This window comes from Pseudomonas cichorii, from assembly GCF_019719005.1.
Taxonomy (GTDB): Bacteria; Pseudomonadota; Gammaproteobacteria; order Pseudomonadales; family Pseudomonadaceae; genus Aquipseudomonas; species Aquipseudomonas cichorii_E.
Genome location: NZ_JAIGPJ010000005.1, coordinates 1 through 16,749, shown reverse-complemented (window position 1 = coordinate 16,749; position 16,749 = coordinate 1). Strand labels below are relative to the sequence as shown.

Genomic DNA, 16,749 nt, shown 5'->3' with positions numbered 1-16,749 from the left:
CACAAACGACCATTTAGAAAAACATGATTCCGTTTTGGAATGAACCATCCCGCACGTCAACAGGTAACCATGAATGTCCAAGCGTTTGATGCCCTCGACGACCGCCTTGCAGTGTTTCGAAGCGTCGGCCCGTCATTTGAGCTTCACTCGCGCAGCCCAGGAGTTGCACCTCACCCAGAGCGCCGTGAGCAAACAGGTCGCGCAACTGGAAGAGATGCTCTGCCACCCGCTTTTCCAGCGTATCCGCCGCCGTCTGCACCTGACGCCTGCGGGCGAGTTGTACATGGCCGAGGTGAACAAGATCCTCATTCAGGTCGACATGTCGAGCCGCTATATCCTGACCTATGGCGGCGAGACAGAGGTACTGAAAATCGCCACCCAACCGACGTTCGGCGACCGCTGGCTGGTGCCTAACCTCAAGGGTTTCGGCAGCCAGAACCCCGGCATTCACCTGGACATCCGCAGCGAGCTGGAACCCTTCGATCTGGTCAGGGCCAAGGCCGATGTCGCGTTCTTTTTCGGTCAGGGCACCTGGCCCGGCGCCACCTGTATCGAGCTGTTCAAGGAGGAAGTGGTCCCGGTCTGCGCACCGGACCTGCTGGCCCACAGCGGCAGCGGCATCACCAGCGCCCAGGCCCTGACCGGCCACACCCTGCTGCAATGCACCTCGCGCCCGGAAGCCTGGCATGAATGGTTTCTGGAGCAGAACCTGCACTCGCAAAACAGCTATCACGGCCCGCGTTTCGACACGTTCTATATGTGCATCCGGGCCGCCCAGGCCGGTTGCGGCATTGCCCTGATTCCTCGTTATCTGGTCAGTGAAGAACTGGCTGAAGGCAAACTGGTGATTGCCTGGGATCACCCGATGCAGAGCGATGGCTCGCACTTTCTGGCCCATGCCGAACACGCGGCCCAGGTCCCCAAGGTCAAAGCATTCGTGGAGTGGATAAAACAGCGGGTAAAAGCCCGACATTCAGAATTATTGGAATGACTCGACGATTTTATTTCGTTTGCGGGGCATGTCCGTTGTTCGTTTAGATAGACCCGACGTTCAACACAGCAGGATGCCCCCATGTCTTCGCCGAACACCTTCAGAACCCGTCGCGATTCGTTGCTGGAGCGTTTCCAGTGAGCAACGAAAATATCAGCGCGTCCATTTCATTCGTTCACCCTGTCACCCTTTCCCACGGCAGAAACGCCGAGGTCTGGGACACGACCGGCAAGCGTTATATCGACTTTGTGGGCGGCATTGGCGTGCTGAACCTGGGCCACTGCAACCCGCTGGTGGTCAAGGCCATTCAGGAACAGGCCGAAAAGCTGACCCATTACGCTTTCAACGCCACGCCCCATGATCCGTATATCCAGTTCATGAACACCCTGGAGCAGTTCATGCCGGTCAGCTACCCGCTCAGCGGCATGCTGACCAACAGCGGCGCGGAAGCGGCAGAAAACGCCTTGAAGATCGTGCGCAGTGCCACCGGTCGCACGGCGGTGATTGCCTTCGATGGCGCCTTTCATGGCCGTACCCTGGCGACCCTGAACCTCAACGGCAAGGTCGCGCCCTACAAACAGCGTATCGGCGTACTGCCAGGCACCGTCTATCACATCCCGTTTCCGAGCAAGGACACGGGCGTCACCACTGCCGAAGCGTTGAAGGCGATGGATCGTCTGTTCAGCGTCGAACTCGATGTCAGTGACGTGGCCTGCTTTATCTTTGAAGCGGTTCAGGGCGAAGGCGGGTTCCTGCCCATGGAGCCCGAGTTCGCCCAGGCGCTGCGCACATTCTGCGATGACAAGGGCATTGTGTTGATTGCCGACGAGATCCAGTCCGGCTTCGGTCGTACCGGCCAGCGATTTGCCTTCAGCCGACTGGGGATCGAGCCGGACCTGATTCTGCTCGGCAAAAGCATCGCAGGCGGCATACCACTGGGCGCGGTGGTGGGCCGCAAGCAACTGCTCGACACCTTGCCCAAAGGCGGACTGGGCGGCACCTATTCCGGCAACCCCATCGCCTGCGCGGCCGGGCTGGCGTCGCTCGCGCAAATGAGCGATGAAAACCTGTCGCTGTGGGGCGAAACCCAGGAAAACATCATCGTCAGCCGCTACCGTTCCTGGCAGGAGAAAAAACTCTCGCCTTATCTGGGCAGGCTGACCGGCGTCGGGGCCATGCGCGGTATCGAACTGATCACCCCCGAAGGCAAACCGGGAACCGCACAACTTGCCCGGTTGCTGCAACTGGCCAGGGACGCCGGGCTGTTGCTGATGCCCAGCGGCAAGTCACGGCACATTATCCGCCTGCTGGCACCGTTGACCATCGAGCCAGATGTACTGAATGAAGGGCTGGATATTTTCGAGCGCTGTCTCGCGGCCCTCGACTGAATGCGACCTGTTAGCGGAGAAACGATCCAGATGAGCACTGCAAGCTTTGCAAACCGTGATGAGATTCGAGCCAGCTTTTCCCGCGCCATGTCGCAGATGTACAAGACCGAAGTGCCGCTCTACGGCACCTTGATGGAGCTGGTGTCCGAGGTCAACGACAGCGTCATGACCCATCAGCCCAAAGTGCTGGAAAGCCTGAAACAGACCGGCGAAATCCAGCGCCTGGACATGGAGCGCCACGGCGCGATCCGGGTCGGCACTGCACTGGAACTGACTACCCTCGCCCGCCTGTTCGCGGTGATGGGCATGGAACCGGTGGGCTATTACGACCTGACGCCTGCCGGTGTGCCGGTTCACTCCACGGCGTTTCGGGCGGTACACGAGCAGTCGTTGCAGGTCAGCCCGTTCCGGGTCTTCACCTCGCTGCTGCGCCTTGAACTGATCGAAAACGATGAGCTGCGCACCTTTGCCGCCGGGGTTCTGGCCCAGCGAATGATCTTCACGCCCAGAGCATTGGCGCTGATTGAAAAGCACGAGCAGCAAGGCGGCCTGAGCGATTCGGACGCTGAAGAGTTCGTACAACAAGCACTGGAAACTTTCCGCTGGCACAACAGCGCGACGGTTTCGTTGCAGGACTACAAACGGCTCAATGCCCAGCATCGTCTGATTGCCGATGTCGTGGCCTTCAGAGGCCCGCATATCAACCACCTGACCCCGCGCACGCTGGATATCGATGCCGTACAGGCCGGCATGCCCGGCAAAGGCATTACGCCAAAAGCCGTGGTGGAAGGCCCACCCCGTCGCCAGTGCCCGATCCTGCTGCGCCAGACCAGCTTCAAGGCGCTGGACGAAGCCATCACCTTCAGCGGTGAATCCGGCAGCCATTCAGCCCGCTTCGGTGAAATAGAACAACGCGGCGCAGCGCTCACGCCCAAAGGCCGGGCGCTGTACGACCAATTGCTGAATGCTGCCCGTGATGAACTGGGCGAATTCCCCAACGAAGCCAACTCGGTGCGTTATGCACAACTGCTGGAAAAAACCTTCCAGGCGTTCCCCGACAGCTATCAGGAAATGCGCGATCAGGAGCTGGCCTACTTCCGCTACTTCTCTACCGGAAAAGGCACCGTCCCGCAGAACGGCGATCTTGAGCAGTTGATAAAGGACGGCCATATTCGTTTCGAGCCACTGGTGTATGAAGACTTCCTGCCGGTCAGCGCGGCGGGCATCTTTCAGTCCAACCTGGGTGACGACTCGCAGTCGCATTACGCGACCAGCTCCAGTCAGGAAGAGTTCCAGAAAGCCCTTGGCCGTCAGACCATCAATGAGCTGAAGCTGTATGCCGATACCCAGCGCCGGTCACTGGAGGCGCTGGGGCTGTAACCTCTCCCATACCCGGGCGTAGGAGCGAATTCATTCGCGAAAAAGGCATACCACATATTTCTGTCGGGCCTTCGCGAATGAATTGCTCCTACCGGGTTCTCCTGAAAACCCTACTTTCTGTGTTCTGATTAAGGCAACGATAAATAAAGTTCGCAATATTGGTGTGCAGCATGCTGCTCTGCATACTCCAGCCAAAGGTTCAAAGCAGCCTGGGCCGATATGACTATGCGGTCTTACAAGAATATTCAGCCCCACAAGGGCTTCCATGGACGCCATGGACTTTTAAAGCTGCCCCGGGCGCCACAACGCGCCCTCCTGAAAAGCATAACAACGATTGATAAGGCCTCTTAAAAGGTCATTCAGCAGGCAAGGGGATCATCATGCAACACTCACAGGCCGCAGTGGCGGGCGACAAGCAGGCTGTTTCAGCCACCGTAAAACTGTATATCTGGGCCGCGATCATCCTTATCGTCGCCGAAATGATCGGTGCCATCAGCATCCCTCTGGGCCCCGGCAAAGTTGTCTTGCTGCCCATGGTCTGGGCACTGGTACTGGGCGCGGTGATCGGTATCGCCAGCCGCCGCATGCCAGGCACCATCGGTGTCGACCACGCCACGCAACTGCGCTCAGCGTCCATCCTGCAACCTGCCCTGCTGATTTTCATCGCCAAACTCGGCCTGGTCGTCGGCGGTTCGCTTCCAGTGGTATTCGCTTCTGGCTGGGCGCTGCTGTTCCAGGAATTTGGCCATTTCGTCGGCACAGTGATTCTCGGCCTGCCGGTTGCACTGATGCTGGGTATCAAGCGTGAAGCCATCGGCGCCACTTTCTCTGTCGGCCGTGAGCCGAGCCTGGCGATCATCGGTGAGCGCTATGGCATGGATTCCCCCGAAGGTCGTGGCGTACTGGCCGAATACCTGACCGGCACCCTGTTCGGCGCGCTGTTCATTGCCATCGTGGCCGGCTTCATCGCCAGCCTCGGCATCTTCCACCCCAACTCCCTGGCCATGGGCGCGGGCATCGGTTCGGGCAGCATGATGGCCGCCGCCGCAGGCGCCATTGCCGCTCAGCAGACCCCGGAAGTCGCCAAGGAAGTCATGACGCTGGCGGCAGCCTCCAACCTGATCACCACCACCATCGGCACCTACTTCACCCTGTTCATTTCCCTGCCGCTGGCGGTCTGGGGTTATCGGGTGCTGGAGCCGCTGATCGGCCGCACCACCAAAGCCTCCATCAGCGACGAAAACATCAGCAGCAAGGACGTCTCACTGGATGTTCCAGAACTGAGCTGGGCCGGCAAGGTCAGTGCCTGGCTGGCAGCCGGTACGCTGGCGCTGATCGCCAACTACGTCGGTTACAAGACCCTGTCCACCGATGCCCTCACCGGCATGGGCATCATGATCTTCTGTACCTTCGTGGGTGAAATGCTCTGCAGCCTGCTGCGTCGCAAGATCCCGGCTGTGTGTACGGTGTCGCTGGTGGCAATGTTCCTGACCTCGCCTGCCTGCCCGTTCGCTGCGGAAATCACCCGCCTGACCAGCTCGATCAACATGCTGGCGGTGATTACCCCGATGCTGGCTTTCGCCGGTCTGTCGGTTGCCAAGGATCTGCCGGCGTTCCGTCGCCTGGGCTGGAGGATCGTACTGGTCTCTTTCCTCGCCAACTTCGGCACCTTCATCGGTGCCGTGCTGATTGCTGAACTGTTCCATTGATCCACTCTGATGGACATTGAAGAGGCGCGTCGACTGACGCGCCTTTTTCATTTATCCGGTACGGCCTCGCTCACCAGCCAGTCATGCACCGCACGCCTGGAGGGTGTACTCAACGCACCTTCACGATAGGCCAGCACGTACTTTTTCTTGGCCTTGATCGGATGCCCGAAAGGCACGATCAGCGAGCCCTGCTCCAGCTCGTCGGTAATCAGCGCCTTGCGGGCAATGGCCACACCCATGCCCATTCTCGCGGCATCAATGGTCAGGTGATTGCGGTTGAAGGTATGCCCGCGCCGTACATCGATGCCGGCTGCACCGATAGCCGCCAGGTAGAACTCCCACTCGGCATACTCGTAGCTGCCACGCCAGGCCGTGATGTCGTGCAACAGCGGGAAATGCACCAACTGGCTGGGTGTATCCAGCAGCGGCTTGCCTTCCAGCAGCGCGGGCGAGCACACGGGGAACAGTTCTTCTTCCAGCAGCGGCGTAGTCATCAGGCCCGGATAGCTGCCGTCATTGAGATCGATGGCCAGATCGAAGTCGTCGTCCCGCAACGAGCCGCTGCTGTCTTCGGCAATGATCCGCAACTGGATATCCGGGAAAGCCTCCTGCAAGCGTGGCAAGCGTGGCATCAGCCATTTGCCGAGAAAGGAAGGAATGCAGCGCAGCTTGAACACGCCGCCGATCCGTCCGGAATGCAGCAGGCGCAGTTCATCGCTGATACGGCTCTGCACTTCGTTGGCAACCAGCGCCAGCCGCTGCCCTTCGGCGGTCAGTTCAAGCCCGCGCCCGACCCGGTGAAACAGGGCGAAGCCCAGACGCTCTTCGAGCTGACGCATCTGCTGACTGATGGCACCCGGCGTCACGTGCAGCTCTTCGGCGCAACGGGTGAAAGAAAGATGTCGGGCGGCACAGGCAAACACCTGTAACCAGGCGTGCATCTGCGCGTTGAAAATTCTGCTCATTGAAGAGTTCCGCTAAAGCGTTGCATAGGAACAATCGTTTGTCGTTTGATGGCCCTGAGCCAACTATGAGAGCCATGAACAGGGAGCCCATGACTCCCATGGAAACTCATTTGCAGGACCTCCGTGATGGCTATTAGCGTCTTCGACATGTTCAAAATCGGCATTGGCCCTTCCAGCTCGCACACCGTAGGGCCGATGCGGGCCGGGGCGCTGTTTGTAACCGACCTTCGCGAGCGCAACCTGTTGCATAGCGTAGAACGGATCGAAGTGCGATTGTACGGATCTCTGTCGGCTACGGGCATCGGTCACAGCAGTGATCGTGCGACTGTCATGGGTTTAATGGGCGAATGGCCAGACCAGATCGACCCCAGCCAGGTCAATCAACGCATCGACGCCCTGCTGGAAAACGGCCAGTTGATGCTGGCTGGCGAGCGGGAAATCAAGTTCCTCTGGCAGCGCGACATGTGCCTGCTGGACGAAAGCCTGCCCTATCACCCCAACGGCATGACGCTGTGTGCCTACGGAGCGACCGGCGAACTGCACGAGCAGACTTACTATTCGGTGGGTGGCGGTTTCGTGATCGACGCTGCGCAAGCGGCCAGCGGCGTGCTGGATAACGATGAAACCGTGCTGCCTTATGACTTTTCCAGCGGTGCTGAACTGCTCAAGCTGTGCAAGACCCATGGCCTGAGCGTTTCCGGGTTGATGATGGCCAACGAAAAGGCCTGGCGCAGCGAGGAAGAAATCCGCGCGAAGATTCTGGTCATCTGGGAGGCGATGCGTGAATGCGTGAACAAGGGCCTGAACGAAACCGGGATTCTCCCCGGAGGCCTGAAGGTCCGTCGTCGTGCCTATCGCCTGCATCAGAACCTGCAGAACCTCGATAACCCCAACGTGATCGGCTCGACCCTCAGCGCCATGGAGTGGGTCAACCTCTTCGCCCTGGCGGTGAACGAAGAAAACGCCGCCGGTGGCCGTATGGTGACAGCGCCTACCAATGGCGCAGCGGGTATCGTGCCTGCGGTGCTGCATTACTTCATGAAATTCAACCCGGCAGCCAATGACGACGACGTGGTGCGTTTCTTTCTCAGTGCCGCTGCAGTGGGCATTCTGTGCAAGAAAAACGCTTCCATCTCAGGCGCGGAAGTGGGCTGTCAGGGGGAAGTCGGATCGGCCTGTGCCATGGCAGCAGCCGGGCTTGCCGAGATTATCGGAGCCTCGCCGGAGCAAGTGGAAAACGCCGCGGAAATCGGCCTGGAACACAACCTTGGCCTGACCTGCGACCCGGTCGGCGGGCTGGTTCAAGTGCCTTGCATCGAGCGCAACGCAATAGCTGCCGTGAAGGCGATCAATGCGGCACAAATGGCCATGCGCGGGGATGGCGAGCACTTCATCTCTCTGGATCACGCCATCCGCACCATGCGCGATACCGGTGCCGACATGCACGACAAGTACAAGGAAACGTCACGGGGCGGATTGGCGGTGAATCTGGTGGAGTGCTGATTGCACCCTGTTCGGGAATGAATTGGCTCCTACCGGGTTGCCCGTAGGAGCGAATTCATTCGCGAAAGACCCGGTAAAATATCAACTCACCGGCAGACACTGCTCCACCAGCGCCGTCCACACGGCAACGCCGGGCTCGATCACCTGATCGTTGAAGTCGTAATACGGGTTATGCAGCGCGGCGGAAGGTTTCTCGCCGTCCACACCCAGCCAGACATAAGCACCCGGACAGGCATGCAGCATGAAGGCGAAGTCTTCGGATGCCATCGACGGGTTGCAACCCCACTGCACATTGGCCTCGCCCACCGCCGCAACAGCCGCACGACGAATCGTGGCAGCGGCTTCGACATGGTTTTCGGTGACCGGGTAGCCGACGTTATAGACCAACTCGCCCCGCACCCCGAAAGCCACCGGCAAGCGCTCGACGAACTCGCCGATCAGTTGCTGGACCTTGTCGCGCACCGGCGTCTGCAGGCAACGCACCGTACCACGCAATACCGCCGTTTCCGGGATGACGTTGATCGCCTCCCCGGCATTGAACTGGGTGATGCTGACCACCGCCGAATCCAGCGGTGAAAGACGCCGCGATACGATGGTTTGCAGGCCCAGTACCAGTTCGGCAGCCGCCACAATCGGGTCAGTGCCCTTGTCCGGCATCGCGGCGTGGCTGCCTTTGCCGGTCAGGGTGATCTCGAAGGTATCCAGCGAAGCCATCATCGGACCCGGGTTGATCACGACATTGCCCGCCGGGACGCCCGGCCAGTTGTGCAGCCCGTAGATGGCGTCCATCGGGAACTGCTCGAACAGGCCGTCTTCGATCATGCGCTGGGCGCCGCCCAGATTTTCCTCGGCTGGCTGGAAGACAAAATGCACCGTGCCACGGAATTTGCGTGTTTCAGACAAGTGCCGCGCAGTCGCCAGCAGAATCGCGGTATGGCCATCGTGTCCGCAGGCATGCATGCAGCCCTTGTGTACCGACTTGTGGGCGGTGTCGCCCAGTTCCTGGATCGGCAGCGCGTCCATGTCGGCACGAATGCCGATCACCGGGCCATCGCCATTGCGCAGGGTGCCGACGACTCCCGTGCCGCCGAGGCCACGATGGACTTCGATGCCAAAGCTGGTCAGCAGATTCGCTACCTTGTCGGAGGTCTGCAGCTCCTGGAAACCCAGTTCGGGGGCCGCGTGGATCGTGCGACGCCAGACAGTGGCCTGATCGATCAGGGCTTTGGAAATCTTCATGACGGTTACTCCAGACTCGCGCCATAGCCAAAACTTGCAGCAGGCTTGGCGGCAGTTTCAACCCAGACGCTTTTCACTTCGCTGTACTCACGCAATGCATCGAGGCCCGAGGAGCGGCCATAACCGCTTTCGCCGTAACCGCCGAAAGGCGAGCTGACGTGAATGGTCTTGTAGCCGTTGACCCAGAAGGTCCCGGCGCGCACTTGTTTGGCAACGCGATGGGCACGACCGACATCTCGGGTCCAGACGCCACCGGCCAGACCGAAGCGGCTGTCGTTGGCGATGCGGATGGCATCTTCTTCGTCCTTGAACGGAATCGCCACGACCACAGGCCCGAAGATTTCTTCCTGAGCGCAGTACAGGTCGTTGGTGCCGGCCAGTACGGTCGGATTGACGTAGTAGCCAGGTTTGTTCGGGATGGGATCTGCATCTTTGCCCACCAGTTTCGCGCCGTCTTTCAACGCGCCTTCGACCATGGTTTTCACATGGTTGTATTGCCTGGCGTTGTTGATCGGGCCGATCTGGGTTTCCGGGTCGCTCGGGTCACCGACCTTGAATTGCGTGGCGGCCACGGCCAGGGCGTTGGTGAATTTTTCAAAGATCGATTCCTGCACCAGCAGGCGCGAACCGGATACACAGCTTTGCCCTGCACCGGAGAAAATCGCCGCCTGAGCACCGCGCAAGGCAACTTCCAGATCGGCATCTTCAAACACGATATTGGCCGATTTGCCGCCCAGTTCCAGCACCGCCGGAATGCAACGCTGAGCGGCAGCCACGGCGATATGGCGACCGGTTGCAGGCGAGCCTACGAATACCACCTTGCGAATATCGGCCCTGGCGATAAAAGCCTGGCCAATGGAGTGGCCAAAACCGGCAATCACGTTAACCAGGCCTTTCGGCACACCGGCACGCTCGATCAGCACGCCGATCATCAGCGAGCTGAGGGGTGTCAGTTCGGACGGTTTGAGAATCACCGCATTACCGGCAGCAATCGCCGGCGCGATCTGCCAGCCGCAAGTGAAGATCGGCGCGTTCCAGGGCGTGATCTGCAATACGGTGCCCAGCGGCTCGTAGGTCACGTAGTTCAGGTGCGTGGTAGGGACCGGAATGATCTCGCCATGCAGCTTGTCGGCCCAACCGGCGTAGTACTCGAACATCTCGGCCACTTTGAGCACTTCGACACGAGCATCGCGAATCGGCTTGTTGGCGGTCAGGGATTCGATCTGGGCCAGGTTTTCCTGCTCTTCACGAATCAGCGAACCGATCTGGTACATGGCCCGGCCACGGGCCTGGGCGGTCAGTGCCCACCATTGCGCCTGAGCGGTCTTGGCGGCCTTGTCGGCCAGTTCGACCAGGGACTCATCGGCATCGGGGAAACTCAGCAGGACGCTGTCGTCATGGGCGTTGCGCACTTCGACCGGAGCACCGTGGCCTTCGACGAATTCACCGCCGACGTAGCTGGCAATGACACTGCGATCGCCCCAGTAAGGACGCAGCAGATCAAGGATTTTTGCAGTGCTCATCAGTTACTCTCCACGGCCGTAAAGTTGGGCATCGGTACGCTGCACGATTGCGCAGAAGTCTTCGTTATCCGCCAGGGTTTCGCTGCTGGCTTTCCACAGTTGGGCAACCACACGGGACAGCGGCAGCTCCATGTCCAGGCTGTCCGCCAGATCGCTGGCCAGCCCCACGTCCTTGCGCATCAGGCCCATGGTGAAACCGGAGTCGTAGGCCTTGTTGAGCACCCAGGTCGGGAACATGACTTGGGTTGCGCCACTGCGACCGGAACCGGCGTTGAGGCCTTGCAGGAGTTTTTCCGGATCGACACCGGCCTTGGCGGCCATGGCGACGGCTTCGGCGGTGCTGATCAGGTGACAGGCCGCCAGCATGTTGTTGGCAATCTTGGCGACGTTGCCAGCACCACACTGTCCGACGTGAACGCGGGTGCCGCTCATGCCTTCAAGCATGGGCATGACGCGAGCCAGGTCATCATCCTCAGCACCAATCACCATGGACATGGTGCCGGTGGCTGCGCCTTTGGGGCCGCCGGAAACCGGGGCATCGATAAAGGCCACTCCGGTCTTCAACAGTTCAGCAGCGACCTTGCGGCTCATTTCCGGTGTAGAGGTGGTGGTGTCGACGACAACCAGCCCCTTGCGACCGAACTCTATGATGCCAGCCTCGCCCAGGCAGACCGACTCGACGTGCTCGGCCTTGGGCAGCGACAGGATCAGAATGTCCGAGTCCTGGATCAGTTGTTTGCGGTCGGCAACCGGCTTGACGCCTTTGCTTTCGGCTTGCGCCAGTGCGGCCTGAGACAGGTCGAAACCGCTCACATCGAAGCCTTTGCTCGCCAGGGTGGCCGCCATGCCGCCGCCCATGTTACCCAGTCCGATCACACCTACTTTCAAAGTCATGTTCCGTATCTCGGTTAAAAGTTTTGTACAAATTCAAGGATGACGTTGCCCGCCGCTTCGGGTTGCACCATGACGCGGCCAGGCACTTGTTCGTGGGGTACTTCGTTGTGTTCGAGGATGAAACGCACCGTGTCCAGGCTTTTGGTATGCAGGCAGATGGCGATGGCATGGGCTCGATCGCTGGCGGCGTGAGGCAGCCTGACGCCGGGGTATTGAAGGGCAGCGGTGGCGGCATCCATGGCTCGCAGAAGACCGCAGCGGGTATCGGCTTGCAAGATGTTGCCGTTATAGGTGACGGCATCGCCATACAGGGCTTTCCAGCGTGGCTCCAGTTCTGCCGGATCAGCCAGGTAGGTCACGCTGAAAATCCCGTCCACTCCATTGCAGTGGTTCTGCCAGCCCGGTACCCAGATCAGTTCGGGGCGGTGCTGATGGCAGATAAAGTTCGAGGCGTCGGGCAGCGCCGGGTCGATGAACAATCCCAGGGACACAACCGCTTCATCGGGACGACCGTCAGGCAACGTCATGCTGCGGCGAAAATCGATACGCCCCTGGCTCGGCAGACCTGCTTCGACCAGACGTGCGTGATCGGCGTCCGCATCCTTGCTGTGCAAGGCCACCAGCGAAACGCCCTCTTCGCCACGGTCCAGAAACTCGCCCAACTGGCGACCAAAGCAGAAACCGTTGACCGAGTTGGTGCCGAACTTTGCCGGATCGTCGATCCCGATCAGTTCGATGAAGTTGCTTTCAAACATCATCAGCGAGGTCACGCTGCCCCATGGGTGATAACTGACCGGAGACGGCATGAAGCCCATTTTCCGATAGAGCTGCAGCACATGGGCATGGTCACGCACCGTGACCAGCGGATGATCGATACCTTGTGGAAACTGAGCGACGGCTGCCATATATGAACTATCCCTGCATTATTCTTGTGATTTTGTCGTGAAGGTAGCGAGTGAAGCCGGTGCAGTGCCGACGGGTCTGGCGGGCGCACCGGCCACCACGACGCCCGCAGACACGGGTTTGAGTACAACGGAATTGGCGGCCACGATGGCGCGCTCGCCCACCTCGATATTGCCCAGCACGGTCGCGCCGGCGCAGATCAGCGCGCCGCGACGGATCTTGGGGTGTCGATCCCCTGCTTCATTGAGGGTGCTGCCCAGCGTGACGCCATGCCAGAGGCTGACTTCATCCTCGACCACAGCGGTCTCGCCAATCACCAGCCCGATGCCGTGATCGACGAACAGGGCTTTGCCAAGCCGGGCGGCGGGATGAATATCGATACTCCAGGCACTGGCAGCCCAGTTCTGTAGCAGCACGGCACTCTGGATGTCGCCGTCATTCCAGAGCGAGTGGGCAATGCGATAGGCCTGCACGGCCTGGATGCCGCGAAAGGTCAGGAATGCCGTCAGGTGATCGGGGCAGGCAGGGTTGACGATAACCAGATGGCTGATGTCCACAGCCGCCGCTTCGGCGATGGTCGGATTGGACTGCAAAACAGCCTTGAACCAGCTTTGCAGGTCGGCATCAGGCACTTTGTCCTGTAGCTGGTGAGCCAGGTTGGCGGCCAGCGCAGACTCAAAGGACGAATGCGCCAGAATCCGGTTATGTGCATGCAGGGCAAGCACCGGATTACGTTCACCAAGCTGTTGCGCCTGTTGGCGCAGACGTTGCCAAAGAGCTGTCATACACCCTCCCGTTTGCCTATGGATCGAGTATGGACAGCGCTGACCCCCATCAGCAATAATCAAAAAATTGAATTTATGTTGCCTTTACCGCAACACAGGAAAAATCATGAGCCTCGTTCAGGATCGGCGGATTCTTTATTTCTTCGAAGCAGTGCGCCTGGGCAGTGTCAGGGCTGCGGCTGATTTCCTGAACGTTGCGCCTTCGGCCGTCAGCCGACAGATCGCCCAACTGGAACAGGAGCTGGGATCACCGCTGCTGGAAAGGCATCGCCGTGGCGTCAAACCCACTGAAGCGGGCGACAAGGTGCTGGCGTATTACCGGCAACGGCTCACCCAGCAGGAAGTGCTGCTGGAGTCCATTCAGGCGTTGCGCGGGCTGCACAGCGGTTCGGTCACGCTGGTATCGGGGGAAGGTTTTCTGGAAAGCCTGGCGCAACCGCTGGCAAAGTTCTCGACGCTCTATCCCAGGATAGAACTGATCGTGAATGTCTGCGGCAGCAACGAGGTGATCCGTCAGGTGGTGGAGGATGAGGCCCATATCGGCCTGGTCTTCAACCCGGCCGCCGACCCGAAAATCCGCTCTCATGCCCATCAACGGCAACCCGTCTGCGTGGTGACCAGTCCTGCTCACCCACTGGCTCAGGAAAAAGGCCCTCTCGAACTCAAGGGCCTGGATCGTTACCAATTGGCTCTGCCAAGCGTGTCCTACGGCATCCGCCAGATTCTTCTGGAGGCCGAGCATCAACTGGGCGTTTCAGTGAAACCGGTGCTGACCTGCAACACCTTTTCCATGCTCAAGCATTTCGCCATGCATGGCGGCGTCACGCTGCTGCCCACCTTCGTGATCGAAGAGGAAATGAAGGCCGGAAAACTGCTGGCACTGCCCTTGCAGCATGAAGTGTTCAGCAGCCCCCAGACTCACCTGATAAGCCGCCTGGGGCGTCAGCTCAGTGTCGGTGCCAGCCGGCTCATGACGCTGCTGTTGCAGGAAATGACCGCGTTCAAGAACTGAGGCTGACAGCCCGCATCAGGTCGGAACCGGAGCATGTCCGGCAATGAGGCGCTCCTGCTTGAGTTCGGCCCAGAAGTCAGCCGGGATGGCGACTTTCATGGACTGGGCATTACTGGCGATCTGTCCCGGTACGCGTGATCCAGGCACGATGGCAGACACCAGCGGGTGCGCGGCAGCAAACTGCAAGGCGGCGGTACGCATGTCGATGCCGTGACGACCGGCTATGGCGGCCAGTCTGGTACGACGTTCGACAGCCAGGGGCGGCAACTCGGTCGAAAAGTTGAAACGCCGACCGCCTCCCAGGAAACCGTCATTGAGCGGAGTTCCAACAACCACGCTTGTGCCTTTCTTGGCTAATGCGGGCAGAGTGCGGTCAAGCGCCTGTTCGTGATCGACAATGGAATACTGGCAAGCCAGCAAGACGATGTCCGGCACAGGATCATCATGCTCTACAGCACGAACAGCGGCGTCAGGACGGTTGATTCCGAATCCCCAGGCTTTGATCAGCCCCTCTTCGCGCATCTTTTCCAGTTCTCGCATGGCTCCCGTGCGAGCAACCTCATAGGCCGCCTCCCAACCGCCCTGCAACTCCGTGTTGTCTGGCGACAGGTCGTGGATGTAAACCACGTCTATACGCGCCAGGCCGAGCCTTTGCAGGCTGTCCTCGACAGAGCGCCTGGCTCCGGCGGCGGTGTAGTCATAGTGGTATTCAAAAGGTGCCGGGGACGTCCAGATCGAGCTATCGCCACGAGGCTTGCCTGCCGCCTTGAAGACGCGCCCGACTTTGGTGGAAATGACATAGTCATCCGGGTTGCGGTTATGCAGGAAACGTCCGAGGCGATATTCGCTGAGGCCGAATCCATAGAAGGGCGATGTATCAAACAATCGAACGCCCGAATCCCAGGCCGACTGCAAGACAGCTGCCGCCTGCTCATCGCTGATGGGGGCAAAGATATTACCGATTTGCGTCCCACCCATGCCGAAACGGTAAGGCGTCATGTAACGAAGGTTGTGCCGGGCCAGGTTTGTCTGCAGCGCCGTGCGCACCACATTGCCACGAGTCGGCAGCACGCTGCCGCGCTCGCCAAATGGAACACTGGTCAAAGACTGGGCATTACCAGTCATGGGCAGCAATGTGGCCGCAAGTGCGCCGCCTGCCGAAAGCCTGAGAAAATCACGCCGATCCATCACAGATTCCTTGCTCAATTCGTGGGTAACAACAGGAAGAGCCTCACGATAGACGAGCGGTTTTGCGGGGCGTGATCACAATCCGATACTCTTTTTGCACAATCCTGCCGCCCCACTTGAGCAGATGACATCTTCTACGCACACTGCAATCTTCGTCTTTGCAGGGTTACGTTCATGAATCAATCGTTGGCGTTATCTGCCCTCAGTCCCGTTCGGGAAGGCGATGGTCTAAAGCGGCTAACTTCGCGGTTGCTTGCCCATACTGCCGGTAGAGAGGCTCACCACAGTGCCATTCAAGGCCTGACCTTCTACCGCATGGAGGCACCGGGATTACCGACCTATTGCGTCTACGAACCCTGCATGGCGCTGATTGTTCAGGGCACCAAGCACACGGTATTCGGCAATGAAGAGTTGTTGTCCGTGCCAGGCGACTTTTTCGTCACCTCGATTGATATTCCCACCACCGCAAAAGTCATAGAGGCCACTGCCGAGCGTCCTTACCTCTCAGTGGTATTGAAACTCGATATGGCGATTCTTCACGATGTTGTCCAGAGCATGCCTGTGGTCGATGGCCGCGCTACTCCGACTCGCTGCTACGCTGCCGGGCAAGCATCGGAGGAGTTGATTGATGTGTTCAATCGTCTGGCCGGCCTGCTGGATCGACCTCAGGAGATTCCGCTGATGGCAGAATTGGTGAAGCGAGAAGTCTGCCTGCGGCTGCTACTCAGTGAGGCCGGGGACTGGTTACGCTGGATCGTACGGGAGGGGTATCGCTCACGGGGAATCGTGAGGGTCATTGACTGGCTCAAGCGCAACTACGCCAAACCGTTGCGCATAGCCGAACTCGCTGAAATTGCAGGCATGGCTGGCTCTACCCTGCACCATAACTTCCGCCAACTCACCGGCACCAGTCCATTGCAGTATCAGAAGACACTGCGCCTGCATGCAGCACGTAGCCTGATGCTGACGGAGCGGCTGGACGCCAATACAGCGGCATTGCGAGTGGGCTATGAAAGCGTTTCACAATTCAGTCGCGAGTACGCCCGCCACTTCGGCGCGCCACCTTCACGCGACATTCGCCAGACACGGACTTCAGTCCCAACGTAGCGAATGAATTCGCTCCTTGGGGGAGGCGATGTTTTAATCGCCAGAAAGACAAAACCCCCACCTGCTTTCGCAGATGGGGGTTCTGAGTTTGAATCTTGACGATGACCTACTCTCACATGGGGAAACCCCACACTACCATCGGCGATGCATCGTTTCACTGCT

The 16,749-nt window shown here is 59.5% G+C and carries 14 protein-coding genes; 7 read left to right on the top strand and 7 right to left on the bottom strand.

Translation table 11 applies throughout. The features are described 5' to 3' along the window. Positions 1 to 73 precede the first annotated feature (73 nt). From K5D32_RS06295 to K5D32_RS06280, 4 genes are all read left to right on the top strand, one after another. Complete coding sequence (locus K5D32_RS06295; protein WP_221599505.1) at positions 74 to 991, top strand: LysR family transcriptional regulator; 918 nt, start codon at positions 74 to 76, stop codon at positions 989 to 991. A gap of 137 nt (positions 992 to 1,128) precedes the next feature. Continuing rightward, complete coding sequence (locus tag K5D32_RS06290; RefSeq protein ID WP_221599504.1) at positions 1,129 to 2,379, top strand: aspartate aminotransferase family protein; 1,251 nt, start codon at positions 1,129 to 1,131, stop codon at positions 2,377 to 2,379. 30 nt (positions 2,380 to 2,409) lie between these two features. Continuing rightward, entirely contained in the window at positions 2,410 to 3,759 is a 1,350-nt protein-coding gene (locus K5D32_RS06285; RefSeq protein WP_221599503.1) for a VOC family protein, read from the top strand. Positions 3,760 to 4,139: 380 nt separating this feature from the next. Further along, a complete protein-coding gene (locus K5D32_RS06280) occupies positions 4,140 to 5,468 on the top strand; it encodes a DUF3100 domain-containing protein (protein WP_221599502.1) in 1,329 nt (442 codons plus the stop codon). 47 nt (positions 5,469 to 5,515) lie between these two features. Here the strand turns inward: K5D32_RS06280 and K5D32_RS06275 are convergent, their stop codons facing one another. Then, the gene (locus K5D32_RS06275; RefSeq protein WP_221599501.1) at positions 5,516 to 6,433 is read right to left on the bottom strand and encodes a LysR substrate-binding domain-containing protein; all 918 of its coding nucleotides are present in this window, start codon (positions 6,431 to 6,433) and stop codon (positions 5,516 to 5,518) included. A 126-nt stretch (positions 6,434 to 6,559) separates the two neighbouring features. On the opposite strand from K5D32_RS06275, the gene K5D32_RS06270 reads away from it, so the two are divergent. Continuing rightward, positions 6,560 to 7,936, top strand: coding sequence for an L-serine ammonia-lyase (locus tag K5D32_RS06270; protein WP_221599500.1), 1,377 nt, complete (start codon positions 6,560 to 6,562; stop codon positions 7,934 to 7,936). 81 nt (positions 7,937 to 8,017) lie between these two features. Here the strand turns inward: K5D32_RS06270 and K5D32_RS06265 are convergent, their stop codons facing one another. The 5 genes from K5D32_RS06265 to epsC are packed head-to-tail and all read right to left on the bottom strand — an operon-like array spanning position 8,018 to position 13,280. Beyond that, positions 8,018 to 9,175, bottom strand: coding sequence for a M20 aminoacylase family protein (locus K5D32_RS06265; RefSeq protein WP_221599499.1), 1,158 nt, complete (start codon positions 9,173 to 9,175; stop codon positions 8,018 to 8,020). Positions 9,176 to 9,180: 5 nt separating this feature from the next. Beyond that, positions 9,181 to 10,698 (bottom strand): aldehyde dehydrogenase family protein, encoded by a 1,518-nt coding sequence (locus tag K5D32_RS06260; protein WP_221599498.1) that lies wholly within the window; start codon positions 10,696 to 10,698, stop codon positions 9,181 to 9,183. Between the two features lie 3 nt (positions 10,699 to 10,701). Then, positions 10,702 to 11,592 carry an NAD(P)-dependent oxidoreductase gene (locus tag K5D32_RS06255; RefSeq protein ID WP_221599497.1) on the bottom strand — a complete coding sequence of 297 codons (891 nt, stop codon included), beginning with the start codon at positions 11,590 to 11,592 and terminating at the stop codon, positions 10,702 to 10,704. Between the two features lie 14 nt (positions 11,593 to 11,606). After that, positions 11,607 to 12,497: a VOC family protein gene (locus K5D32_RS06250; RefSeq protein ID WP_221599496.1), complete on the bottom strand. Its 891-nt coding sequence runs from the start codon at positions 12,495 to 12,497 to the stop codon at positions 11,607 to 11,609. A gap of 18 nt (positions 12,498 to 12,515) precedes the next feature. Further along, complete coding sequence (epsC, locus tag K5D32_RS06245) at positions 12,516 to 13,280, bottom strand: serine O-acetyltransferase EpsC (protein WP_221599495.1); 765 nt, start codon at positions 13,278 to 13,280, stop codon at positions 12,516 to 12,518. A gap of 106 nt (positions 13,281 to 13,386) precedes the next feature. Here epsC and K5D32_RS06240 point away from each other — a divergent pair, with 106 nt between their 5' ends. Further along, positions 13,387 to 14,292 carry a LysR family transcriptional regulator gene (locus K5D32_RS06240; protein ID WP_221599494.1) on the top strand — a complete coding sequence of 302 codons (906 nt, stop codon included), beginning with the start codon at positions 13,387 to 13,389 and terminating at the stop codon, positions 14,290 to 14,292. Between the two features lie 15 nt (positions 14,293 to 14,307). On the opposite strand, the gene K5D32_RS06235 is transcribed toward K5D32_RS06240, so the two are convergent. Then, positions 14,308 to 15,291, bottom strand: coding sequence for an aldo/keto reductase (locus K5D32_RS06235; protein WP_221578522.1), 984 nt, complete (start codon positions 15,289 to 15,291; stop codon positions 14,308 to 14,310). A 363-nt stretch (positions 15,292 to 15,654) separates the two neighbouring features. On the opposite strand from K5D32_RS06235, the gene K5D32_RS06230 reads away from it, so the two are divergent. Then, positions 15,655 to 16,587 (top strand): AraC family transcriptional regulator, encoded by a 933-nt coding sequence (locus K5D32_RS06230; RefSeq protein WP_221578517.1) that lies wholly within the window; start codon positions 15,655 to 15,657, stop codon positions 16,585 to 16,587. Positions 16,588 to 16,749 lie beyond the last annotated feature (162 nt).